This window comes from Paenibacillus sp. fava2 (assembly GCF_058313675.1).
On the sequence record NZ_CM177755.1, the window covers coordinates 5219977 to 5243825 of the forward strand.

Below are 23849 nucleotides of genomic sequence, written 5' to 3' on the forward strand. Positions count from 1 at the left end.
CCAGGGATCGCTCCGTCTAGCGGCAGAGCCTATCCTCCTGGAGGTGTCTTATCATTTTATTTTATGCGGCTTATCCTAATCCAGCCCATCGGCCGACAGGTCCCCGCCGTTACTGGCAATGACCTGCTTGTACCAGTGGAAGCTCTTCTTCCGGCTCCGCTGCAGCGAACCGTTGCCGGCGTTGTCCTTGTCGACATAGATATAGCCGTAGCGCTTGGTCATCTCACCGGTTGAGGCACTGACCAGATCGATCGGTCCCCAGCTGGTGTAGCCGATAATGTCCACACCGTCCTCAATCGCTTCGCCCATAGCGGCGATATGTCTCTGCAGATAGTCAATCCGGTAGTCGTCGGTTACCTCTCCATCGGGACCCGGTTCATCGGCAGCGCCAAGCCCGTTCTCCACTACAAACAGCGGCTTCTGGTACCGGTCATACAGCTGATTGGCCGTAATGCGGAAGCCGAGCGGGTCAATCGTCCAGCCCCAGGCCGACTTTTGCAGATACGGATTATCGACCGAGCCGAATACATTACCGCTGGTCATCCGGCCCAGCACCTCGGGGTCCGTGCTGGCAGTCCGGCTGGCATAATAGCTGAAGCCGATGTAATCCACCGTATTGTGCTTCAGCAGCTCCTCATCGCCCTGCTCCATCGCAACCGTAATCCCGTTGTCCTTAAAGAACCTTTTGGCATAGCCGGGATACGCCCCGCGGGATTGAACATCGATGAAGAAGAATGATTCGCGGTCCTTATTCATCGCATCCCACACATCCTCCGGATTGCACACATACGGATACGTTGATCCGGCGGCCAGCATACATCCTATCTGCGCATCCGGGATAAGCTCATGACAGGCCTTCACCGCCAGCGCGCTCGCCACCAGCTGATGATGGGCCGCCTGATACTGGATCTGCCGCTTATCCTCCCCCACACCAAAGACCAGCCCCGCGCCGACAAACGGCAGATGCAGCAGCATGTTAATCTCGTTGAAGGTCATCCAGTACTTCACTTTGTCCTTATAGCGTGTAAACAGCGTAATGGCATACCGCTCAAACAACCCCGCCAGCTCGCGGCTTCTCCAGCTTCCGTACGTCTGCACCAGATGAACCGGCACATCGAAATGCGCGATTGTCACCACCGGCTGTATCCCGTATTTTAGGAGCTCATCGAACAGATTATCATAGAACTGTAGCCCCGGCTCATTCGGCTCAGCATCATTTCCGTTTGGAAAAATCCGCGCCCAGGACACCGACACACGCAGCGCCTTGAAGCCCATTTCCGCAAACAGCGCAATATCCTCTTTATAGCTGTGATAAAAGCCGATCGCTTCATGCGACGGGTACATCAGCCCCGGCTGCGGCTCAAAAGCATCCAGCTTTCCGCCCATCACAGCCCACCGCTGCGGCCCGGACGGAATCAGATCCACCGTAGTCAGCCCTTTGCCGTCCTCCCGGTAAGCCCCTTCCGTCTGATTGGCCGCGATTGCGCCGCCCCACAGGAACCCTGCGGGAAAAGTATATTTTGACATAATATTATGCTCCTTCTGCTTCTGCTTCTTTTTCACCTGCTGCCTACCGTAGCATCACCGGACCCAGCAGCCCGGACGGCTCGTGGATCATGTACTGGGACAAGAAGTCCTGCTCCTGCTTGCCGAGGTTGTTGGTTACCTCAACCACCAGCCGGTTCTCGCCAACGACCAGCGCGCTGCCTGCATCAAAGATGTAAGGCGGGCAGATTTTGACACCCAGCTGCTGACCGTTAAGCGTAACCTCGGCTACCTCATACACGCGTCCCAGGTCAAGCACAGCATTAGCCGGAGCTGCTTCCTCCAAAGTAAACGCCAGCTCATAACGCATCGTTCCGGAGAACCGCGCCTTGCCTTCCACTCTGGAGATGTCCCCTAGCGAAACCAGCGTCTGCTCTGCTGAAAAGGATGGGTACGCCGTGGCTGTAGCAAAAGAAACGCTCCATTCCCCAGCGATTTCTGCGCCGTCATTCGCCTGCTGCGGAGCCGCCTCCGCTGCTTCCTCCCGGCTTTCGAGCACCACAACGGATTCGTATGGATGCAGCACCAGCTGAACCGCCGTTTTACCGTTAGCTTGCGACTGCGATACCGGCTTAACCTGATTGGAGAAGCCGTCATAGGCGACAACCGGACGATCCCCGCTCAGTGTCACTGTCGTTTCAATCACCTTGTAAGGATCTTCATTGAAGAACATGTACACATCGCCTTCAGGCTGACGGTAATGATAGCTGCGCAGGTACGGCTGATGCTCTGAGGTGTGCACATCGTGATGATTTTCTTTTATCAGCTGAGCCGCAAAATCCTCCAGCCCGCATACCGCCGCCTGCTCCAGCAGCACGCCATCCAACTGCTCCCCGTGCTCGTTTCTCACCGGAAGACCGTCAATGAACTGCACCCGGATACCGGCATCCGTGAACACCTTAACCCGCTCCAGCAGCGCCTGCGGCAATGCCCCGGCATAAGGGATGACCAGCGCGCTGAACGTCTGTCCGTTAATCGTATATGTGCCGCTGCCCAGCTCAGCCTGTGCAATCAGATCCGCAGGAACGACATCGAACTCGATCTGATGCTGCGTCAGCTCCTTCGCCGGCTTCTGGAACAGCATATACTCACCCAGCCATTCTGCCTCGGCATGATACAGCAGCCCAACGTTCGCCACATGCTGCCCGCCGTTCAGCAGGTGACTGACCCGGTTCAGGTAATTGAACAGCACGCTCATATACCGGTACTGCGGATTATGGCCTCTGGCATCGAGATGCGGCGGGCAGTCGGGATCGGGGAACTCTTTTGGCGAAAAGGCATGGGGTACAAAATGGGTCACGCCCCGCACCAGCATATGGTCGGTAATCCACTTCATCAGCTTGATGCCTTCCGCCCAGCCGTAAGCCCCGTACACCTCGCACATGGTGCGGTTACGCTTTTTGGGATCGAGATGACCGAGTGAGGCGCCCATTTTGGCAAGTCCATAATGGAAAAACTCCCCGTCCCAGCCCTTCGCCGTCATTGACTTGAACGGTCCTTTGTCCATGCCGGGCATGATCTGGTTCAGTACGACATCGATGCCGGCCATATCCTGCTCCCATATCGCTCTGAAAAAATGCCCCGCCCCGTAGCCGAGCCGCGCATGCGCATTGTTGTCCTCGATCAGATGGCCGATATACTCCACCCCGTGCTCCCGGCACCATGCTGCCAGTGTTCCGGTGAACGCTTCACCGTACATCCGGCTTACAATGTCCATGTATTTGTAGCGGATGGCGTGCTCTGCACCCTCTGCCTCCACGGTTGAGAGCAGCGGCAGCAGCCGTTCCTCATCAGTGAACCTATCCTGCAGACCTTCCTTCCAAGGCAGCACCATTTCCGCCCGGCCGATCGAGCCGAAGGCCCCGTGCATATTGCCGAACCGCGGCTCATCCGAGAAAAACCCGGCAAACGTCCGGCCGAAATCCGCCGCATAACGGGCATAATGGGATTCGTAGACCTCATTGATCAGCACCTTTACAGCCTCGGGATCAAGCGGATTCAGATAGCCTTCGGTGTGGGGTTCCCCGCCGTAAATCGTCTCCAGCAGAATGAAGATCCGCCAGTCTCCTTCCGGGATGTCCCAGTACAGCACACCATCCTGCTCATGGGAGCTGACATCAACTAAACTCGCCGGATCGACGCTGTTCTCGCCTGTTCTCCGGGCTGCGATGATGCCGAGGATTTTGTCTTTTACGGCCACGGGAGCTGCGGTCAGGCTCATCCGGTTGCCGGGGCTGCCCCATTTTACGAGAAAAGAGGCGTCCTGCAGCGGGCCAACGAAATCGAGCTGATGGATTTTAAGATATTTTTTGACCAGCTCGGGGTGATCGGATTTAATCTTGCCGTTCGCATAGCCCGTCGGGAAATGGGAATCGTCCAGCAGCCACACCTTCATATCGCGGCGGCGGGCCTCATCCATAATAATGTCCATGTCGCGCCACCAGCCCTCACCGCAGAAATCGGGGTGCGGCCGGGATTCCACGCAGAGGGCGTGAATGCCGGCCTCCTGGATTTTGGCAACCGATTCTCTTAAAAGCGCCTCCGGCTCTCCATGCAGCCACAGAAAAGGAAGCACGTAGTTTTCCTGTTTATTTTCCAGAACCTCAGTAAGTCTTTTCATAAAGGCTCCACTCCTGTCTTCTCTGTCTATTTGATGTATCTGATACCGCAAGTAAGCGGATAATTGATTTGACTTACCAAACTTAACTTCATATAGTTATTGAATAAAGGGGGACTGCAGCCATGCAGAGAGATGAATTAAGGCGGCGGCTATACGAGCTATCAGAGAGCGAGCACCGTCACCGGAAAGATCCTGACAAGGGCCTGCTCATATTCGAGCAAATGAACCGGACCGTGAATATCACCGGAGGCCCGGTGTACATTCTTGATCTGGACCCTTATTCCACTCAAGGCTGGAGAGACTCCAAATTTCCCGCCAACTCCACCAACTCTTTTCACATTAACCAGATGACGATCCGCCAGCATTCCCGTTACAGTAAAATTCCGATGCATATCCATAACTACGTGGAAATCAATTACGTCTACTCCGGCCAGTGCAAGCAGATTATCGACGGCAAACACGTCACCCTGCGGGAGGGCGATCTGTGTATGCTCGACACCAACGTGCCGCATACCATTCTCGAAACGACCGAGGACGATATCATCATCAACCTCATTATGCTGAAGCCCTTCTTCACCACAGGTTTTCTGAGCAGGCTGGCGACGACCGGGATCATTTCCAATTTCATCGTGAATGCGATCTCGCAGATTCATAATCACAACCGCCATATTATTTTTCATACCGGCAATGAAATCTCGTTCAGGGAGACGATGGAGAGCCTGATGTGCGAAACGTTTGATCCGGGCTTTTGCTCCAAGGAGATTATCGAATCCTATATGGTCATTGTGTTCAGCAAGCTGCTGCAGTCGTTCCAGGGCGGTCAGGACAAGGACTACGGCGATGAAGCCGGCAGGGCCAATCTGATCGAAATCCTGAAATATCTGGAGGATCACTATAAAGACGTCACCCTGATTTCCGTAGCCGAGCATTTCAATTTCCATCCCAATTACTTTAGTGCCTATCTGAAAAAAGCGACCGGGAGAACGTTCAAGGAGCTTGTGCAGATTCAGCGGATGACCAGCGCCGGCCTCCTCCTGACCAATACTTCGCTTACGGTGGAGGAGGTGGCCGGTGAGGTCGGCTACAACAATCTCGGCTTCTTTTACAAAAAATTTGTAGCGTACTACGGCCAGACGCCGAGCGATTACCGCAAGCAGCACCGGTAGTGCAGTATTTTAGCGGATGCTGAGAACCAGCTCGCCTGTCTTGGCTTCGCGGCTGCGGTCTGCCTTGAGCTCAACCGATTCATGCTCAGCTGTATTTGTCACGATAACCGGAGTCGTCACCTCGAACTGGTTGTCCCGGATCATGTTCCAGTCGACAATGGCCAGCAGCTGGCCTTTTTGGACACGATCATTCTCCTTGACCTTGAGCTCAAACGGCGCACCCTTCAGCTTAACGGTATTAATCCCCATATGAATCAGCAGCTCCACACCGTCGTCTGACACAATTGCAACGGCATGCTTGGAATTCGCCACGGTAACTACCGTACCGTCGAACGGCGCGTAAACCTTATTATCCGAAGGAATGACGGCGTAGCCGCTGCCCATCGCGCCGCTTGCGAAGGCTTCGTCCGGCACCTCGCTGAGCGGGATAATCGTCCCTTGAATGGAGTTGTAGACCTGGGTTTTTGTACCCGCCGCCGGTGCTGTGCTGCTTGCCCCGGATACTGCCGGAGCTGCTGCTGGAGTCTCCTGTTTGTCTTTGAAGCCGAACAGATAGGTGAGCACGGTTGCGATAACAACGGCCACCGCACTTGCAATGACATAGGCATAGAAGCTGTTGTCGAGCCCTGCAGGATTGATGAACATCGGTGCTGCAAAGATCCCCCCGCCGCCGAAGCCGAACATCTTCGCACTCATCGCCGCAGTAATACCGCCGCCTACAGCCCCGGCAATGCCCGCCATGACAAAGGGCTTTTTGTACGGCAGCGAGATCCCGTAAATCGCCGGCTCTGTCACACCCATAAAGGCGGATATGGCGGCCGGACCGGCAATGCTGCGCACCTTCGCATTTCTGGATTTCAGGAACACCCCAAGCGCCGCACCTACCTGGGCAAATACAGAGGCACTCAGAATCGCATTCACCGGATCATAATGAAGCGTTGTAATATTGTTGATCAGCACCGGGATAAAAGCATAATGCAGGCCGAAGATGACAATCAGCTGCCACAGCCCGCCAAGCACAACACCCGCTATAACCGGACTGAGGTTGTAAATCCACATGGTCGCATCTGCCAGCAGACTGCTTGCTTCCGTCAGTACCGGCCCTACCAGCAGGAAGGTCAAAATCCCGGTAATCAGAATGGTAAAGAGCGGTACGAAGAACAGCCGCAGTGAGGCGGGAAGCTTGCGCTCGAACCATTTCTCCAGCTTCGCCGCAACCCAGGCGGCCAGAATAATCGGAAACAGTGACGAGGTATAACTCGCCAGCACAACCGGAATCCCGGCAAAAGTCAGACTGTCACCCGCATTATAGGCGGTAATGACTGACGGATAGACCAGCGCGGCGCCGATAGCTGCCGGGATAAACGGGTTGCCGTTAAATTTCCGGCCCGCGGAGAAGCCGACAATAATCGGCATGAAATAGAACAGCCCGTCTCCGAGCGCATTCAGCAAAATATAGGTGCCGTCTGTTGCCGACAGCCAGTCCAGCGCAGTCGCCAGCCCCAGCATCCCTTTGATAATCCCGGCAGCGGCCAGCAGGCCGATGATCGGTGAGATAATGCCGACAATTACATCGACGAAGCGGTTAAAGGCATTTTTCTTTTTGCCCGATGGCACTGATTCCGTATCATTAGGCACGGCCGCTCCGCCGAGCTGGTCCGTGACCTCTTTATAGACCTCTTTTACCTTGTTGCCGATGACAACCTGGTATTGGCCGCCGCTTTTGACCACTGTCATAACGCCGTCCAGATTATTGATCGTGTCCGTCTGGGCGGCGGATTCATCTTTTAACGTAAATCTTAACCGGGTGACGCAGTGCTCCAGATGGCTGATATTGCTCCGGCCGCCGACATTCCGGATAATCTCCCGGGCTAAGCTCTGATTGTCCATAGTTGACCCTCCCTGATTCTGAAAAAAAAGCGGATAAAAGGAATTCACGGCCCTGAGTATAAAAGCCTCTCATTCCAGTATGCCAAATATTCCATGTTTTTGTGCGAAGCATTACTTTCGTAGAGCGTTTACATTCCTTCCTAAAACCGGGACCGCCGGGTTAGGCCTTTACCCTTGAATCCCCTTACACGAATATGATAACAAACAGCGACAGCGTAAAGTATCGTCAGTTCTTAATGAATATACTTACCAAACTTAAGATTTGGTGAAGCGGTTGCACGCGATTGAGCAGCATTGGCAAGGGTTGGAGTGGTGTGCGGGGCGGTTGTGTGGGTGGTATGTGGCAGTGGTGTGTGGACAGGAGCTGAAGAGAGGGAATGGGAGTAGCTTACAGAGCTGAGATGTGCGTGGCATGTGGACGTAGTGTGCAGATAGGCTGGGGCGCGGGAATGAGAGTAGCTTATAGGGCTGAGGTATGCGTGGCGTGTGGACGTAGTGTGGCTGTAGGCCGGACGCGGGAATGATTAGTAGCTTATAGAGCTGAGGTGTGCGTGTCGTGTGGACATAGTGGCTGCAAAATTCGGGTACGCGCTAAAAAACTCACCTGCAGCAGTTGAACTCATGGATGGCAGGACTCGGTTGATACTTCGGTGTTCTAAACACAATATGTTGTTGCGAAGTTAAGTAATATTAATACCAGCGGTCCGGCTAACGGACTCAGATGCGCTTATTTGCAGCAACAGGTGTGTTTCTGCAGGCTAACGGACTCCAGTGACCTTATTTCCCATTTTTCCGCGTATAACGCACTGTCAGGCTGGTAATAAGAGCATTACGGTCCGTTAGCCTGATTAAACAGGCCGATTTCCACAAATAACGGCTCTGGTGTCCGTTAGAAAAAGTGGATGTTACTGAGGGACCTGGGTTACGGGGTTACGGGGTTACGGGGTTACGGCGCTTGCGGGGTTACGGCGCTTGCGGGGTTACGGCGCTTGCGGGGTTACGGCGCTTGCGGGGTTACGGCGCTTGCGGGGTTACGGCGCTTGCGGGGTTACGGCGCTTGCGGGGTTACGGCGCTTGCGGGGTTACGGCGCTTGCGGGGGAGCGGCGTTTACGGGGTTGACCTATTTACGTTGTCCGCGGCGTATTCGCTGTTTACGCCTGCTTCAAACAGTCTTTCCCCGCTGCAACCTTTCCCCTCCGGCAACCGTCAGATAAGTATCACGGAGGTGAATATATATGCTCAGAGCAGCCCTGCTTGCTCTTTTAATAATGCTCTTTCTGCCTGCCGGCAGCTCCTTTGCCTTATCCTGCGCCCAATTGCCGACGGTTGAACAAGCGTATGATTATTACGACGGCATCGTCATCGGACATGTCGATAAGGTATCCCGGAGTAACGACGATTCCAATGAGATCCATATCACGGTTAATCGGAGCTTCAAAGCAATAACGGAGCGTTCGCTCATCCTGAAGGAAAACATCACCTGGGGTGCGCTTAACGGCCCAAGCGAGACGGGCAAAGACTACCTGTTCTATCTCAAGCAGACGGACGGAGAGTGGGAAAATCCGCTATGCTCGCCTTCCGCCGTAATCAGTAGTAATGCTGCCGGGCCGGAGTATTTGCAGAATAAGGAGATTGCACTGCTGCCTGCTCCACAGCAGCCCGCAGATAACAGTTCCTTAGCAGACCGTACCCCTATTGATGCCTGGACCATCGGAGGCTTAGTAGTGATAGGCATAATAACGATTGCAACCATTGCCCGGCACCACCGGAAGAAGGGTTAAACGCCGCAATTAATATGAATTTGAAAAAAAGGGAGCTACTCTCCGCTTATGGAGAATAGCTCCCTTATCTTGTGTTTCCTCTTGGAAAAGCACTATTGTTACAGCCCAAAATCATGAAGCAGCCGGCTGTTATCGAGTGCAGGCAGACCGAGCGGACTGCGCAGCTTTTCCAGCTTCTCCAGCAGATCCTCTTCGTTCGCATAGACGTACGGGCTCTTCCATACCGATTCCAGCGTGATCAGCTCACTTGTTGCAGGCTTCATCGTCTTGTAGTTCATAATCCAGCTGACCAGCTGATCCTTATCAATATCCGTACGGATATTATCGCCCAGAATATCAATGATCTCGCCCCACTTGGTAATGCCGCTTACCGAATCCAGCTTGTCCAGGATCAGGTTCAGCACCTCCTGCTGCCGTTCATTGCGGGAGAAATCGGAGGACTCTGCCGTACCGCGGTTCGATTTGCGGTAGCGGACGAAATCAAGCACCTCCTTGCCGTTTAGATGCTGCATCCCTTTTTTGAGATTGATATTAGTGCCGTCCGCATTATCCACATACCGCATATCCATCGGCACATCAATATCCAGCCCGCCCAGCTCATCAACAATGCTGCTGAAGGCCGCAAAATTCACCAGGATCATATGATCAATGTCCATCTGCAGCAGGCTGCCGTAGAACTCTCTCGTCTTCTGCAAATCCTCGCCCTTGTTGTGGGCATAATAATAGGCATAATAATAGTTCGCCTTATGCGTACCAAGATCACTGCTGGTGATCTTCATGTCCCGTGGAATAGATAAAATGGACAGACGTCTGGTGGCAGGCTCATAGACAACCGGCATAATGACATCCGTATTCATCGTCCCGCCGCTGCCGCTTCTGTTATCGACCCCTGCCAGCAGGAACGTAAGCGGCTTGTTCTTCTCCTCTTCGGCAGCAGCATCTGCAGCAGCCGAAGCCTCCGGGGCTGGTGATGCCGGACCAGCCGTTTCAACCGGGGCTGTGCCCGAAGCGGAAATCCGGTCCAATGCCCGCTCTGCCTTGAAATACAGTGTTCCGGCATATACAGCACCGGCAATCAGACATGTACCCAGTATTGCAGTCGTGGTGATCAGCGCCTTGCGTTTGCGTGCTTTGCCGAGCTGCGCTTTCCTTTTCTTGCTCCGTTGCTCCATTCCCTTCCTCCTGCTTGCTATGTATTAACTGTTATAAGTTGTTAATTAGTATACCATAGGCCGGCAGAGGTCCTCAAAAGTATAGTGTCACATGCACCATCCGGCAAAAGGTGTATAATAGGGGGAACTTACAAAAAAGGATGTCCTGACATGCTTCTCAAACTGAACCGTGTGCTTAACCGGATGATGCCGCTGATTACCCCGCTGAGTGTTCTTACCGGTGTGCTGTGCGGCAGTGCGCTCACCCCTTATACTTACTTGTCTCCCTGGCTGTTCGCCTTTATGACGTTTGCCGGGAGCATCAGCCTTGGCGTCAGGGATTTTGTGAATGTTATCAAAAAACCGCTGCCCTTATTCGTCTGTCTCTTTATCCTTCACATTGCGATGCCGCTGGTCGCTTTCGGACTCGGAAATCTGCTGTATTATACCGATCAGTTCACCATTACCGGCCTGGTGCTGGCAGCGGTCATCCCGACCGGGGTCAGCAGCTTTATATGGGTGAGCATCTATAAGGGCAATACTGCCCTTACGTTGTCTATTATTCTGATTGATACCCTGCTTGCGCCTTTTGTCGTTCCGGGAGTGTTGTCTGTACTGATCGGAACGAATGTGGAGCTGGATACATGGGCGATGATGAGCAGCCTGTTCTGGATGATTGTTGTCCCTTCACTGCTTGGAATGATGCTTAATGAATGGAGCAAAGGAGCAGTCGCGCCGGTCTGGAGCCCGCGGCTGAATCCCTTCTCCAAGGTATTCATGGCTGTTGTCATTATGATTAACGGCTCGGTTATCTCGCCGTATCTCGCCAACATTGACCTCAAGCTGGTTGGTCTGGCGGCCGTAATCGTGTTCATGGCCTCCACCGGCTATGTTCTCTGCTTCCTGACCGCAAAGGTTCTGCGCTGGAATGAGGCCGATGAGGTGGCACTGATCTTCAACGGCGGGATGCGTAACATCAGCGCCGGTGCCGTGCTTGCCGTATCTTATTTCCCTGCTCCGGTTGCTGTCCCCGTTGTCCTTGGGATGGTATTCCAGCAGCTGCTTGCTTCACTCGCCGGATTCATCCTCGGCCGGCGTTCCAGAGTCAGCCATCAGGCAGACCGGACCTCGGCGGCCTAACCGCCGCTTCCGTCCCTGTACGGGAGCGGTTAACGTGAACGCAGCAGTGTAATTTGTCTGGCCATATACGCAGGGGTATACGGCATGTCCCTGCGGAGCCACTTGACAACCGTACCGATCAGCGCCGCAGAGCCGTACCAGAGCGCAATATCCCGCTGTACCTCAGACTCCCGATTTCCCCCTTGTCGCGCAAGCCGTGATGTAATCATATCCTCAATCAATTTTACCAGCCTGTCCGTAAAAATCGTGCTATGCCTGAACGTCAGCGTTACCTTGTACAGCCGGGCATTTGCCTCAATATGCTTCAAGAGACTCTCCAGCAGCGGCCACTCCTCCCCCATCGCCTGCTCGGGATGACTGCTGACCACCTTATGAATATCCTCCACCATCTCATCAGCCATTCTTTCCAGCATATCGGGCAAATCCCTGTAATGCAGATAAAAGGTCACCCGGTTAATCCCCGCCCGTTCTGCAATCCGGTTCACCGAGATTTTTTCGATATCCATTTCCTCCAGCAGCTCGATCAGCGCATTCTTCAATAGCTGGCGCGTACGCACTACCCGGGGATCTGTCCGCTGCGTTTCATTATCCATCCCGTTCTCTCCACTCCTTCAGCTTAAAAAGGAACACTACAATTTTCATTAAAATGTCTCTTATGATCAAGTTAGGCTACAGTCCGCTGCAGACCGTCAATTACTTTACACTTTTTCTGAAAACGTTGCTTGATTACATGAAAATTTCAACTATAATTTGTTTTATGCCTTGTAAACTATACAACACTTTGTAAATTAAGTCCATGCAACATTGAAGAGCGGAAAGGATGGAGTGAAATGAGTACAGCAGCAGTAACAGACAATTCCATAAAAAAAGGCCCCATCTTGTTCATCATGATTCTGGGTGCCTTTCTGGCAACACTGAACCAGACGGTGATGAGCGTTGCTGTGCCGGGACTGATGAAGGATTTCGGCATTGCGGCGGCAACAGCCCAATGGCTGACCACCGGCTATATGCTGGTTAACGGGGTGCTGATCCCGATTACAGCCTTCCTGATGCAGCGCTTCACCACCCGTGAGCTTTTCCAGACGTCCATGTTTGTATTTCTGGCAGGGACGGTTGTGTCGGCGCTGGCCTCCAGCTTCCCTGTACTGCTCACCGGAAGGATGATCCAGGCAGCCGGGGCAGGCATTATTATGCCGCTGCTGACCAATGTCATACTGGCCCTGTTCCCCCGGGAAAAGCGCGGCGCGGCGATGGGTATGGTCGGGCTGGCGATTATTTTTGCGCCGGCGATCGGGCCGACACTGGCCGGATATATTCTCGAGCATTACAGCTGGGAGACGATGTTCTACGGCATGATTCCTTTGACACTCATTGTCATCGTCTGCGGATTTATTTATCTGCGCAATGTATCGGAGCGTACCTATCCCAAAATTGACCTGATCAGCGTGGTCCTGTCCACCATCGGATTCGGCATGCTGCTGTACGGCTTCAGCCAGGCTGCCAGCAGCGGATGGTCAAGTATGGAGGTTCTGCTGACACTGGGTACAGGAATTGTCGCGCTGGGCCTGTTTGTGTGGCGGCAGCTGGCTTCCCGGAATCCGCTGCTTGATCTGCGCGCTTTCAAATACAACATGTTCAGCCTGACTACGCTTATCAGCGTGGCCGTCACCACTGTAATGTATGCGGATATGATGCTCCTGCCGCTGTATCTGCAGAATGCCCGCGGCTACACGGCGCTGGAATCCGGCCTTCTGCTGCTGCCCGGTGCACTGATCATGGGACTGCTCATGCCGGTTACCGGCAAGCTGTTTGACCGGTTCGGCGCGAAATGGCTGGCGGTCACCGGCCTGCTGATCATGATCATCACGACACTCGGCTTCGTGAACCTGACCGATTCGACCAGCTTCACCTACCTGGTCCTGATGTCCACGGGCCGGCGGATCGGGATGGCGCTGCTTCTGATGCCGATTCAGACCCTGGGCCTGAATCAGCTGCCGTCGAAGCTGAACGCCCACGGTACCGCCATATCCAATACAACCAGACAGGTGGCCGGCGCTGTCGGAACCTCACTGCTGGTTACGGTAATGACCAGCCGCACAACCGCACACATGAAGGAGATGCTTGCTGCCGGAAGCACACAGGGCGGCTCGCAGGAGCACATGATTATGGAAGCTTCCATCCAGGGGATTAACGATGCCTATCTGGTCATTGTCGGCATTGGCGTCCTTGGCCTGCTCCTCTCCTTCTTTATCAAGAAGGTCGGGCCGGCCGCCGGTAAAGAAGCCGGCCAGCCGCTCAAGCAGGCTGTTACCGAGAACGCCTGAAGCCTGGATCATGGCGCTCCCCGCACGGCGGATAGCGGCATACAAAAAGAGCTCAGCGGAAGAAATCCCGCTGAGCTCTTTTGCCGTCCGGACTATTATTTTTTCAGCTGAAACCGGCGGTACCGCATTACTTTTTTATACATGGATTTGTCCTTCAGCTGATTAAAAATATACGGGTCCGGATTCATGTTAACCTCAATGATCCACGGAGTCAGCGACCGGTCCAATCCGATATCAACACCAATCTTCTGCATCTTGGGATACGTTTTCTGCATGTGCACTGCCATGCGCACACCAAGCACATTCAGCTCCTCTGTCAGCTGCGCCAGCCGGCGCGGGGACAGATGGCTGTGGAGCAGCGTTTCAATAGCCATCGGTTTTCCGCCGCTGTGGTAGTTCGTCACGATTTTGCGGGGATGTCCCAGCCGGCCGATGATGCCTGTAGCTTCCCAGACGCCCTTGGGACTTACCTGCACCATCACCCGGATGTCAAAGCGGCGGCTGTTATGCTTCAGCAGGTGAATGCCTTTTTGAATCAGATACCTTCTGCCGCCCGTTTTCTTCACCAGGCTCTTATGAAAAGCCTCGAACGTATCGAAATGGCGGACTGTTTCCTCATACTGGTACGTAAAGCCCTGCCGTTCTCCGCGTTCAGCACGCATTACCCCGTTTCCATAGGTTCCCCTTTCCGGCTTGACATAGATCATTCCATAGCTGTAGATCATCTGCTCCAGATTACGCTTCGTGAACCGCCGGGTGTCCGGAATATAGCGTTTAACGAAACCGCTCTGCAGCAGCAGTTTCGTTTTAAGCCATTTACTCTGCGGAAGGTTAGTCTTGATTGCTTTCACATCTGCACTCTCCTGTCCGGGAAAGACAGTCAGTCTTCCCCTGAATAACATCTCAGTGCATCCTATGCCGCCTCGGCATCAGCTGAATAACCATCTGTCCCGTGAAGCTTGAGAATAATTTTACAGCCTGTTTGACCCGGTCATATCGTGTCCGGAGAGCATATTCTGGTGCAGACGCTAAGCTGTCAATTATCGTACGGGAGATGAATTGGAATGTCAGCATTATCAGCAGGCGGAGCCGATAACGGTCCCGCAATAGACGTCCTGATCCCGGCCATTGAAAAGGATCTGGCAACCCTTCCCTTTGTAATCGACGGCCTCCGCCGTCATGTCCTCCATCCTATCAGCCATATTTATATCGTCTCACCGGCCAGCAGCAGAATCAGGGCGCTGTGTGCGCGCAAGGGCTGTATCTTCGTCGATGAAACCACTGTTCTGCCGTTCACTAAACAGGACATCCATTATTCCTCCGCCCGCTGGAACCGGTCCGGCTGGCTATATCAGCAGCTGCTGAAAATGAACGGTGATCATATCTGCCGCGAGTCCTTTTTTCTCGTTATTGATGCAGATACGGTGCTGATCCGCCCTCACCGGTTCCGCTCATCAGGGAAGACCGTATTTTATTGCCGGAACTGGAGCCAGCCGGAATATTTCCGTACCTACCGGAAGCTGCTCGGGAGCACTGCGCCTTCGCCCAAGTCCTTTGTGACCCACTATATGCTGTTTGAAAAAAAGAAGCTGGCCGCCTTGAAAAGAACGATCGAAGCGCGCCACAGCCTGCCCTGGCATGCGGCAATTATCCGCAGCATCAACAAGAAAAGGCAGTTTGGCTTCTCAGAATTTGAAACCTACGCTAACTATGTATACAGCAAAAACCGCGGCGCTGTGCTGCTGAGAATGGCAAACAATAAATCACTGCACAGTCCGGCGGGCAGCCTCGGGGAAAAACAAATCCGCAAGCTGGCCCGGACCTACCGTTCCTTGTCTTTTCATCACCGCAAGGGATATTCCATTCCCGGCAAGCATTAAGGAGGTTTATCCATGCAGCATACCATTCTGCTCTGCGGCGGTTCCGGGCAGCGGCTGTGGCCGCTGTCCGGCGTCATCCGCTCCAAAATGTTCCTGAATCTTCTCCCCGCACCGGATGGCGGAACCGAATCCATGATCGGGCGGGTATGCCGCCAGCTCGGCCGGGCGGGGCTTGGTGAATCGGTCTTATTTGTAACGCATAAGGATCAGGCAGCCCTTGTCCGGCGCTACACCGGGAATCGCTATCCGGTCATCGGGGAGCCGCATAAACGCGGCACGTTTACTGCCGCAGCCCTGGGAGTACTTCATTTGTATACGACAGGAACAGCAAAGCCGGAGGACACGATATGCGTGGCTCCGGCTGATATGTTCGCGGATGATGCCTTTTTTCAATTATTCCACAGGTTCACTGAGGTCCTGGCAGCTTCAGGGGCCGAGCTTGCCTTGCTCGGGACAAGGCCTGCCCATCCTTCCGACCAGTACGGCTATATAGTCCCCGGAGAGGAAACAGCCGGCGGCTGTGCTACGGTTATTTCCTTTGAAGAAAAGCCCGGCCGCGCCCGGGCGGAAGAGCTGCTGCAGGCATCTGCACTCTGGAACTGCGGGGTGTTCGGCTTCCGGCTCAGCTTCATGCTGTCACAACTGGAGCGCATGGGACTGCCTGCCGAATTGGCGGCTTTTATTGACAGCTATCCCGGCCTGCCGGTGCTCAGCTTCGACAAGGAAATTGCTGAGCGCAGCAGCAAGGCAGTTGTACTCCGGCACGAGGGGGAGTGGCGCGATCTTGGAAGCTGGGCAGCCCTGAGCGCAGAGTTGCAGCAGCCGGTAACCGGCGCAGGCGGAATCTGGGGAGAAAGCCCGGATTCCGTAATCATCAACGAGTTGAACATTCCGCTGCATGTGATTGGCGTGCCCGGCATCGTCGCCGCAGCAAGCCCCGAGGGCATTCTGGTTGCCGGCAAGCATGAAGCGAATGCAGTTAAAGAAATTGTGCAGCAGAACGCGGCCGGACCGAGATACGGGGAATGCAGCTGGGGGAGCTACACTATTCTGGACCGGACAGCCGACGGCCCGCAGCAGATACTGACCATTAAGTTGTCCATCCTGCCGGATCAGGAACTGCCTGAGACGACCAGCCTTTCCCGCAAGCATTGGCTCGTTATATCCGGGCATGGAGAAATTCTGCGCAGCGGGCTGTACACCGCGGCGTGCACCGGCGATTCTTTCACCATCAGCCGGGAGGAGCAGCACGGAATCAGAGCCCATACCGCAATGGAGCTGATTGAAATCCGGACGCTCAGTGAAGCAGATGGGGAGTCAATCTACACGCAATAGCCGTTTAGTCATTGATGCCCTTGCCGTCCAATATCGCCTGCGTATATTTCTCAATTCTTGAAATGCGTGTCTTGGACTGCTTGGGCCCGGAAAAATGATACAGGTAAGCCCGCTGCCGGCCCGGTGTCAGCGCCTCAAAAGCATCCTGCAGACCTGGAACTTCAGCAAATTTGGCCTGCAGCTCATCTGGAACGGCGTATTCCGCAGTTTCCTTCATCTCCACCTTTAATCCGTTTTTTTCATTCTCTACAGCTTCACGGATATAGGCGAACAGGACAGGCTTAAGTGTCTCTATCTCCTGCACCCCGGTGAAGCGGACCTGGCGTGCCGCCTGCACCTTCTCCGTCTGCTGAATCAGAATCTGCTCGGGGTCCTGCAGCAGGGCCCCTTTCACAAACAGCACAGCACAGTATTCCTTAAAGCCGTGGATCAGGACAATATTGCTTTTGCCGAATGTATAGCAGGGCACTCCCCATTTCAATTCCTCGGTCAGCTGGCAATCCAGGATAATTGTCCGTAATTCCGCAAATTCCTCCTGCCACTGCCCTGCCTTATTAAAGAAAAAATCAACCTTAGGGTTGGATCTGCTGTCTGCCATGTATTATTCTCCTCTTATAGTATCTCTGCTGTTATCTTGCTCTGCCATCAGACCGTTTCTTCGCGCAGATCATGCTCCATGAACAGAATGTCCCGCTTCATCTCCTTCATTCCCTGGCGGGATATCCTGCCGCTCTCGAACATAGCCTGCAGGCTGTCGCGCTCCAGCTGAATGCCGATCCGGCCCAGCTCCTGCATGGACTGCTCGTACTCCTCCCGGGAGCCGGCATCTCCGCTCCGGTTTAACCGCAGCAGCACCCGTTCATACTGCAGGAGAAACATGGTGACCGGTTCCAGATCCGGTCCGCCCTGCGCCAGCAGCGCATTCAGCTGTTCCAGTACATAAGTGCAATTCCGGATTCTCAGCCGGACCCGCTCGGCCCGCCTTTCACGCCTGCTGAGCCGTGCCTGCTGCAGAATGCCTACCACCTCATCCCAATGCTTGACCGGGAACAACTCCCGTTTATACAGGGGATCGCGGGTATGCATGAACAGCATCCGGTTAATCCGGTTGAGATATCGGTAACCGGTGTAGGGATCAACCTCTCTGCGCTCCAGCGCCAGCAGTGTGCTCTCCCGCTCCCATTTCAGCACCGACAGGCCCAGGGATCGCTGCAGCTCATCCCGGCTGTCATCCTTGCGGAGCATCCGGATTCTTGAAGTGTAAGTACTGATGATCCGGGCCGAAGCCATCCGGTTCTGCTCTGTGGACAGGTCGTTTAACCCGGCTACAACATTGCGCAGAATCTCGATTTTGGCCTGAGTCTCCTCCTCATCCTGGACCGATACTGCCTCCGCCCCGAGCAGCAGCGGCAGCAGATAATTGGAGGCCAGGAGCGTCCACAGGATGACACCGGAGGCCAGGAAGATGATCAGATCCCTGGAAGGAAAAACGGTACCGTCATCCAGGAAAAACGGCAGGGACAGTGTACTTGCAAGCGTAATTGTGCCCCGTACGCCGGACAGCGAAAGAATCAGCGCGGTTCTGAACCTTTTTTTACGCGGGCTGAGATTTGTTTCGCCGTCTCCGGGCACCTTCATCAGCAGCACCCAGATCAGCCGCAGGCCGAGGACAGCCAATGTCAGCAGCAGGGTGTACAGGATTACCCGCACATTGCCGATTTCCGGACTGTTCCAGATCGTCTGAATGATCTCCGGCAGCTGTGTGCCGAGCAGCAGGAAGACCAGGCCGTTCAGCACAAAGATGATGACCGACCAGGTGCTTTTGGAAACGACCCGCAGCTTGGCGACTTCGGGATTCATCTTTTTATAATTGAAGGAATGGGCGGCCCCGGCCGCAACTACAGCCAGAATGCCGTTTACTCCCAGCTCCTCGGCCGCCATAAAGATCAGAAAAGGCGTCAAAATTTCAATCAGCATATGCAGGGTCACATTCTCCATCCCCAGCCTGCGCAGCCATTTGACGATACCGTATTTGATCAGGGTAAGCAGCAGGCCAAGCACAATTCCCCCGAGCGAAATACCCAGAAAGCCAAGGCCGGCGGATTTGAACGAGAACATTCCCGTAACCATCGCAGCCGCCGCAAACTGGAAGGAGACCAGACCGGAAGCATCATTGATTAAGGATTCCCCCTCCAGAATCTGCATCGTGCGGTGAGGAATCTTCACTTTCTGCTCCAGCGCGCCTACCGCAACCGCATCAGTCGGCGCCAAGGCCGCAGCCAGGGCAAAAGATGCCGCCAGCGGAATGACCGGCAGCAGCCAATTCACGAAGTAACCGACGATGCCGACCGTCACAAAAACAAGCCCCAGCGCCAGCAAAAGAATCGGCTTCCGCAGGCTCCAGAGCGCTTCCTTATCGGCATGCCGACCGTCATTGAACAGCAGCGGAGCGATGAACAGCAGCAGGAACAGCTCCGGATTAAGTGTTAATTCAAAATGCAGGGGCAGCAGCGTAATCGCCACCCCCAGCGCAATCTGGATAATCGGCACCGAGACCGACGGTATAAACCGGTTCACCAGATTCGATACGGCAAGCGCCGCCAGCATCAGCAGTATGTATTCAAACAATTCCAAAAGCTTTCTACCTCCGTCTCTCTATTTAGGCTTAGTGTAAACAAACAATGCAAACAGAATGTAAACTTACCTTTTATTCTTTATCGGCGCCGCTGCCGGCTTTATAGAATGTCCGGATTCCTCCTTTCTGGACTTCTTCTGTCCGGACTTCTTCCGTTATCCCGCGAGATGATGCTCATCAGAATAAGTCTAAGTGGATTTTCGCTATCTATTTTTCATTTATACTGCCTTAATACTGGATTAGTTGGAAAAAGAACACTTAAAAACACCACTATTGCCCTTGGAGAGGTATATTAGCAGAAATAAGTTACTTTTTTCCATCTAAAACCTGCGGGGCGGCAAATTTATGCGAATTAAGTGTCAAAAATCCAATTAGATTCTTTGATGAAACGCCCCTAAACCAAATAATAACTCCTGTTCAGCATTTGTCGTCAGACAAGCACTGAACAGGAGTCGTTAGGCAGATTACATCTGTTCCTGTCAGGACTAAACAGTAGCCGTCAATGCTCAAAACGCTGTTACAGCGGCTGCTTAGGCGGAACCTCCGGCGGGACCGGGGGCGGAATCTCCGGCTGCTCGCGGGGAACGACCTCCGGTGGTATATCAGCCGGCTTCGGCTCCGGTATGCGCGCAGGGTCGACCTCGGGAACAACCTTAGGGGGAAGCTCGGGCGGCAAATCCTTATACATGGCTTCACACCTCCTTCCTGATACCCCTTAATACCCGGCACGGCTTTTTCAAACGGTATTCCGGCAGGAGCAGCACGGCAATAAGCCGTTACTCCGGAATATGCCGCCCGGACCGGACCTGGCCCCAGCGCTTCCTCTACCTTATCCATGGGGCTACTGACATTCAGTTGTCAGTAGTGTTCCATTATAATTTAGGTACAAGAATACCTAAGCTGATATTAATTAAACTTAGCTTATAGAGATTACTGGGGAGATTGTACTATGGAAACTAATAACAACCCGTTTATTTTTGAAACACCCCTCATTGAAGGTGTGATTTGCAGACGACGAAACCGGTTCATCATGGAAGTCGAGGTTGACGGCGTCATTGTTGATTGCCATTGTCCCACTACAGGTCGTATTGGTGACATCGTTTTTCGCGGTGTCCCCTGCCTGCTATCAAAAAGCAACTCTTTAACGAGAAAGACCCCTTATACTGTGGAGGCAATTTCAGTTGATTTACCATCCGATGTAAATAAATCATGGATAGGGATCAATCAGAATGCAGCAAACCGATATGTGGAACATTTTATAAAAAGCGGTCAGCTTTCTGGTATAGTGATTGATGGTGAAGCGATTAAAAGAGAACAAACGGTCGGCAATTCCAAGCTTGATTTTCTTGTAGGCAATACGTACATTGAGGTCAAAACACCCCTTACGCAGCTGCAGGTCAAGCTTAAGGAGCATATCGAAACTAAAGAAGGAAGCCGCTTCAACTCCTTTGAACGATTCATAAAGCACATCGGGGAATTGGCTCACAGTTTGAATGAAAATGACAAAGCAATCCTGTTAGTATGTTTCCTATATGATAGTCCTAAATATATCGGCTCTTCAGGCGGGAAACATAGCAGCTATATCCGGAATTCTGTGCAATCCTCAATAAACCAAGGGGTTGAAGTGTGGCAGGCTAATTTCAAAATAACCCCTACAGAAGTAAATCTCGTACGATATTTTGAAACAACGGAAGATATGATGAATGGTTGAATCCTTAGCAAGGGAGTGCGGCTTCAATTGAATAAAACAGAGCGTCTTTTAGCAATTGTAATGGAATTACAGCGGAGCAGATTGCGGACAGCTGATGAATTAGCGGAGGTTCTGGGGGTCAGCGCAAGAACGATTTACCGGGATATGCAGGCTTTGAGCGAGGCAGGTGTCCCTATCATTGGCGAGACAGGAACAGGTTATTCTTTAATGGAGGGTTATTTTCTTCCGCCCATCAGCTTTACAGTAGAAGAGGCCGTGTCCCTGCTTCTTGGCGCTGAGTTTATAGAAAAACGTTTTGATCCCGCTTTTCGCAATAGTGCCTGTTCTTCCCGCAGAAAAATAGAAGCCATACTTTCAGGGCCTATCCGTGAGGAGACAACCCGGATCCAAGGGGGCATCCGTCTGCTCCAAAAAGACGAAATGAATATTATGATCCAGGAGAAGGTTAACCTGGGGATCATCCGTGAAGCCATGCAGGAGGGCAAAAAAATTCGTTTCGCCTACCACAAGCGGGTTGCTGAAGCCGATGGGAGCAGGGTAACTGAGCGAACGGTATCGCCGTTCGGACTGGCACATGATGAGCAGAACGGCCGGATGTTACTTGCTTCCTGTGACCTGCGGGAGGATATCCGCCATTTTCGGGTTTCCCGGATCAATGACCTTACCGTTACTGATGATCCCTTCCAGCTTCCCGATAACTTCAACCTTCAAACCTATCGGCCGAAGGATACGCGCGGCATAAGGGTCTGCGCCATTTTTAATTCAGAAATCGCCGATAAAGTTGATGAAGCCAACAACTATTACATGGAGACTGCCGAAGCTAAAGAGGACGGTTACCATGCTACTTTCCGTGTCCGTCAACCGGAGGAATTGCTGCCCTGGCTGCTTGGATGGGGGGCAGATGTGGTAGTCACTGAGCCTGAATCCTTTAAAAACCGGATAAAAGAAGAAATCAAAAAAATGAAAGAACGCTACTGACATACTGTTGGCAGCAGGGGGTTTGTATAATCAGGACATACCAAAAGAAAGTTAACAAACCCATACACAAAGGAGAACATGATATGCCAGTAATTGGACCCGATTTCATTTCACTTCAAGTGAGCATTCTTGAAAGCTCTGCAGAATTCTATCAAAACTATCTCGGACTGGTCCGGTCACAGGCCGGCCCCCCTCATGCCGTGGTCTTTGAAACAAAGCCGATCGCCTTTGCCCTGCGTGACCTGATGCCAGGAGTGGAGCTTGGTTCAGGGACCCAGCCCGGACTAGGTGTCGCTCTGTGGCTGTATGCTCCTGATTCACAGGAAATCCACGACAAGCTTATTGCTGCAGGCGTAAAGATTACATCCGCCCCCATTGATGGGCCCTTCGGGCGAACCTTTACATTTGCCGACCCGGACGGTTATCTGATCACCCTTCACAGTAAAGCCTGATACGTAAATGTCTCCGGCTGAATACATGATTGTATTCAGCCGGGCCGGATGGTAAGCTAAAAACCAGAGATGCATACAAAGGAGCCTTCGCCGATCATGTGGATTACTCTGTAACGATTAACCATGCACAAGCTTGCCCGAAAACAGTGTTTATGCTGTTCTATTCGGCCTGCCCGCATCTAATCTTACAGGATATGCACGGGACGGTACGCTTTTGAACCCTTCTGCGGATACCTGACGGTATCCGCTTTATTGTTGCGGAAAACAGCATCTCAGGCACTCTCCCGCAAGCAGGTCCTCTAATCCGGACTGGAGGAAATGATATGACAACCATACCAAAGCTGATTCTGATTGAAGGGCTGCCTGGGTCAGGGAAAACAACGGCCGCCGGGCTTGTTCATGAGCTGCTTGCGGCAATGAACATTGACGCCCGGCTATATACCGAAGGAAATCTGGAGCATCCCGCGGATTACGACGGGGTTGCCTGTTTTGAGGAGCATGAATTTGCAGAGCTGCTGGGCAGCTTTGATCAATACAGCGATTTCTTGAATGAACACATCATCCATCAGGATGGCCGCTGCTTTCTGGAATACCGCAAACTGCAGCAGAAGTACGGGCAGGAGTTCCCGGATGAGCTGCTGAATGCTATTTTCCAAAAAGATATTTATGAGCTGCCGCTTGAGGACAACAGAAAGCTTATCGCCGAAAGGTGGAGAACGTTTACTGCGGATGCGGCAGCTGGTCGGGACACATTCATTTTTGACTGCTGCTTCATCCAGAATCCTGTAACGGTGGGAATGGTTAAAAATGACGCTGACAGAGAGACCGTTAAAGGCTACGTAACAGAGCTCGCTGCCACCATAGAGCCGCTCAATCCGCTGCTGATCTACATCACACAGAATGATCTCGACCATTCTTTTATAAAAGCTGTCCGGGAACGTCCCCGCGAATGGTCACAGGGATTCATTGAGTATTATACGAACCAGGGATACGGCGCGCGGCAGCAGCACTCGGGCATTGAAGGAACGCTTCAGGTGCTTAAAGCACGTCAACAGCTGGAAGATGAGATTTACAGCAGCCTGACCATCGCCAAACATAAGGTGGATAATTCCGCTTTTGACAGCGGGGATTATAAGCGGTTTATCGCGGGGATCTTAGCACAATATTTTAAACAGGCACACTAACCAAGCTCAACCGGCAAGCATATTTACATCATAAGGACATAGACCAGGAACCCTCC

The 23849-nt window shown here is 53.0% G+C and carries 19 protein-coding genes; 10 read left to right on the plus strand and 9 right to left on the minus strand.

Annotated elements, in window-relative coordinates; all coding sequences use genetic code 11:
• Positions 1–75 precede the first annotated feature (75 nt).
• Both AC4G46_RS23105 and AC4G46_RS23110 read right to left on the minus strand, forming a co-directional pair.
• A complete protein-coding gene (locus AC4G46_RS23105; protein ID WP_491124768.1) occupies positions 76–1527 on the minus strand; it encodes a 6-phospho-beta-glucosidase in 1452 nt (483 codons plus the stop codon).
• Positions 1528–1570: 43 nt separating this feature from the next.
• Positions 1571–4165: a glycosylhydrolase-like jelly roll fold domain-containing protein gene (locus tag AC4G46_RS23110; protein ID WP_491124769.1), complete on the minus strand. Its 2595-nt coding sequence runs from the start codon at positions 4163–4165 to the stop codon at positions 1571–1573.
• Between the two features lie 122 nt (positions 4166–4287).
• On the opposite strand from AC4G46_RS23110, the gene AC4G46_RS23115 reads away from it, so the two are divergent.
• Positions 4288–5331: an AraC family transcriptional regulator gene (locus tag AC4G46_RS23115; protein WP_491124770.1), complete on the plus strand. Its 1044-nt coding sequence runs from the start codon at positions 4288–4290 to the stop codon at positions 5329–5331.
• Between the two features lie 9 nt (positions 5332–5340).
• Here the strand turns inward: AC4G46_RS23115 and AC4G46_RS23120 are convergent, their stop codons facing one another.
• On the minus strand, positions 5341–7221 hold the full coding sequence (locus AC4G46_RS23120; RefSeq protein WP_491124771.1) for a beta-glucoside-specific PTS transporter subunit IIABC: 1881 nt from the start codon (positions 7219–7221) through the stop codon (positions 5341–5343).
• 1236 nt (positions 7222–8457) lie between these two features.
• On the opposite strand from AC4G46_RS23120, the gene AC4G46_RS23125 reads away from it, so the two are divergent.
• Positions 8458–9003, plus strand: a complete 546-nt coding sequence (locus AC4G46_RS23125; protein ID WP_491124772.1) for a hypothetical protein — start codon at positions 8458–8460, stop codon at positions 9001–9003.
• A gap of 98 nt (positions 9004–9101) precedes the next feature.
• On the opposite strand, the gene AC4G46_RS23130 is transcribed toward AC4G46_RS23125, so the two are convergent.
• Entirely contained in the window at positions 9102–10175 is a 1074-nt protein-coding gene (locus AC4G46_RS23130) for an LCP family protein (protein ID WP_491124773.1), read from the minus strand.
• A gap of 150 nt (positions 10176–10325) precedes the next feature.
• Here AC4G46_RS23130 and AC4G46_RS23135 point away from each other — a divergent pair, with 150 nt between their 5' ends.
• The gene (locus tag AC4G46_RS23135; protein WP_491124774.1) at positions 10326–11294 is read left to right on the plus strand and encodes a bile acid:sodium symporter family protein; all 969 of its coding nucleotides are present in this window, start codon (positions 10326–10328) and stop codon (positions 11292–11294) included.
• A gap of 29 nt (positions 11295–11323) precedes the next feature.
• On the opposite strand, the gene AC4G46_RS23140 is transcribed toward AC4G46_RS23135, so the two are convergent.
• A complete protein-coding gene (locus AC4G46_RS23140; RefSeq protein ID WP_491124775.1) occupies positions 11324–11887 on the minus strand; it encodes a TetR/AcrR family transcriptional regulator in 564 nt (187 codons plus the stop codon).
• Positions 11888–12124: 237 nt separating this feature from the next.
• On the opposite strand from AC4G46_RS23140, the gene AC4G46_RS23145 reads away from it, so the two are divergent.
• On the plus strand, positions 12125–13618 hold the full coding sequence (locus tag AC4G46_RS23145; protein WP_491124776.1) for a DHA2 family efflux MFS transporter permease subunit: 1494 nt from the start codon (positions 12125–12127) through the stop codon (positions 13616–13618).
• Between the two features lie 95 nt (positions 13619–13713).
• Here the strand turns inward: AC4G46_RS23145 and AC4G46_RS23150 are convergent, their stop codons facing one another.
• A complete protein-coding gene (locus AC4G46_RS23150; RefSeq protein ID WP_491124777.1) occupies positions 13714–14469 on the minus strand; it encodes a YheC/YheD family protein in 756 nt (251 codons plus the stop codon).
• A 213-nt stretch (positions 14470–14682) separates the two neighbouring features.
• Between AC4G46_RS23150 and AC4G46_RS23155 the strand changes: the two genes are divergently transcribed.
• Both AC4G46_RS23155 and AC4G46_RS23160 read left to right on the plus strand, forming a co-directional pair.
• Positions 14683–15498 carry a DUF6492 family protein gene (locus AC4G46_RS23155; protein ID WP_491124778.1) on the plus strand — a complete coding sequence of 272 codons (816 nt, stop codon included), beginning with the start codon at positions 14683–14685 and terminating at the stop codon, positions 15496–15498.
• Between the two features lie 12 nt (positions 15499–15510).
• The gene (locus AC4G46_RS23160; RefSeq protein ID WP_491124779.1) at positions 15511–16833 is read left to right on the plus strand and encodes a sugar phosphate nucleotidyltransferase; all 1323 of its coding nucleotides are present in this window, start codon (positions 15511–15513) and stop codon (positions 16831–16833) included.
• A 4-nt stretch (positions 16834–16837) separates the two neighbouring features.
• Here the strand turns inward: AC4G46_RS23160 and AC4G46_RS23165 are convergent, their stop codons facing one another.
• The 3 genes from AC4G46_RS23165 to AC4G46_RS23175 all read right to left on the minus strand — a co-directional run bounded on the left by AC4G46_RS23165 (position 16838) and on the right by AC4G46_RS23175 (position 20156).
• Positions 16838–17431, minus strand: a complete 594-nt coding sequence (locus AC4G46_RS23165) for a YdeI/OmpD-associated family protein (protein WP_491124780.1) — start codon at positions 17429–17431, stop codon at positions 16838–16840.
• Between the two features lie 47 nt (positions 17432–17478).
• Complete coding sequence (locus AC4G46_RS23170) at positions 17479–19467, minus strand: Na+/H+ antiporter (RefSeq protein WP_491124781.1); 1989 nt, start codon at positions 19465–19467, stop codon at positions 17479–17481.
• A 518-nt stretch (positions 19468–19985) separates the two neighbouring features.
• Entirely contained in the window at positions 19986–20156 is a 171-nt protein-coding gene (locus AC4G46_RS23175) for a hypothetical protein (RefSeq protein ID WP_491124782.1), read from the minus strand.
• Positions 20157–20417: 261 nt separating this feature from the next.
• Between AC4G46_RS23175 and AC4G46_RS23180 the strand changes: the two genes are divergently transcribed.
• The 4 genes from AC4G46_RS23180 (at position 20418) to AC4G46_RS23195 (ending at position 23793) form a co-directional block, all read left to right on the plus strand.
• Positions 20418–21179: a DNA/RNA nuclease SfsA gene (locus tag AC4G46_RS23180; protein WP_491124783.1), complete on the plus strand. Its 762-nt coding sequence runs from the start codon at positions 20418–20420 to the stop codon at positions 21177–21179.
• Between the two features lie 27 nt (positions 21180–21206).
• Positions 21207–22157, plus strand: coding sequence for a helix-turn-helix transcriptional regulator (locus AC4G46_RS23185; protein WP_491124784.1), 951 nt, complete (start codon positions 21207–21209; stop codon positions 22155–22157).
• An 83-nt stretch (positions 22158–22240) separates the two neighbouring features.
• Complete coding sequence (locus tag AC4G46_RS23190; RefSeq protein ID WP_491124785.1) at positions 22241–22609, plus strand: VOC family protein; 369 nt, start codon at positions 22241–22243, stop codon at positions 22607–22609.
• A 323-nt stretch (positions 22610–22932) separates the two neighbouring features.
• Positions 22933–23793 carry a P-loop NTPase family protein gene (locus AC4G46_RS23195; RefSeq protein ID WP_491124786.1) on the plus strand — a complete coding sequence of 287 codons (861 nt, stop codon included), beginning with the start codon at positions 22933–22935 and terminating at the stop codon, positions 23791–23793.
• Positions 23794–23849 lie beyond the last annotated feature (56 nt).

What these genes read in the sequence shown, in the direction of transcription:
- AC4G46_RS23105 (WP_491124768.1), bottom strand. Translation starts at nt 1,527, where the DNA reads ATGTCAAAATATACTTTTCCCGCAGGGTTCCTGTGGGGCGGCGCAATC.
- AC4G46_RS23110 (WP_491124769.1), bottom strand. Translation starts at nt 4,165, where the DNA reads ATGAAAAGACTTACTGAGGTTCTGGAAAATAAACAGGAAAACTACGTG.
- AC4G46_RS23115 (WP_491124770.1), top strand. Translation starts at nt 4,288, where the DNA reads ATGCAGAGAGATGAATTAAGGCGGCGGCTATACGAGCTATCAGAGAGC.
- AC4G46_RS23120 (WP_491124771.1), bottom strand. Translation starts at nt 7,221, where the DNA reads ATGGACAATCAGAGCTTAGCCCGGGAGATTATCCGGAATGTCGGCGGC.
- AC4G46_RS23125 (WP_491124772.1), top strand. Translation starts at nt 8,458, where the DNA reads ATGCTCAGAGCAGCCCTGCTTGCTCTTTTAATAATGCTCTTTCTGCCT.
- AC4G46_RS23130 (WP_491124773.1), bottom strand. Translation starts at nt 10,175, where the DNA reads ATGGAGCAACGGAGCAAGAAAAGGAAAGCGCAGCTCGGCAAAGCACGC.
- AC4G46_RS23135 (WP_491124774.1), top strand. Translation starts at nt 10,326, where the DNA reads ATGCTTCTCAAACTGAACCGTGTGCTTAACCGGATGATGCCGCTGATT.
- AC4G46_RS23140 (WP_491124775.1), bottom strand. Translation starts at nt 11,887, where the DNA reads ATGGATAATGAAACGCAGCGGACAGATCCCCGGGTAGTGCGTACGCGC.
- AC4G46_RS23145 (WP_491124776.1), top strand. Translation starts at nt 12,125, where the DNA reads ATGAGTACAGCAGCAGTAACAGACAATTCCATAAAAAAAGGCCCCATC.
- AC4G46_RS23155 (WP_491124778.1), top strand. Translation starts at nt 14,683, where the DNA reads ATGTCAGCATTATCAGCAGGCGGAGCCGATAACGGTCCCGCAATAGAC.
- AC4G46_RS23160 (WP_491124779.1), top strand. Translation starts at nt 15,511, where the DNA reads ATGCAGCATACCATTCTGCTCTGCGGCGGTTCCGGGCAGCGGCTGTGG.
- AC4G46_RS23165 (WP_491124780.1), bottom strand. Translation starts at nt 17,431, where the DNA reads ATGGCAGACAGCAGATCCAACCCTAAGGTTGATTTTTTCTTTAATAAG.
- AC4G46_RS23175 (WP_491124782.1), bottom strand. Translation starts at nt 20,156, where the DNA reads ATGTATAAGGATTTGCCGCCCGAGCTTCCCCCTAAGGTTGTTCCCGAG.
- AC4G46_RS23180 (WP_491124783.1), top strand. Translation starts at nt 20,418, where the DNA reads ATGGAAACTAATAACAACCCGTTTATTTTTGAAACACCCCTCATTGAA.
- AC4G46_RS23190 (WP_491124785.1), top strand. Translation starts at nt 22,241, where the DNA reads ATGCCAGTAATTGGACCCGATTTCATTTCACTTCAAGTGAGCATTCTT.
- AC4G46_RS23195 (WP_491124786.1), top strand. Translation starts at nt 22,933, where the DNA reads ATGACAACCATACCAAAGCTGATTCTGATTGAAGGGCTGCCTGGGTCA.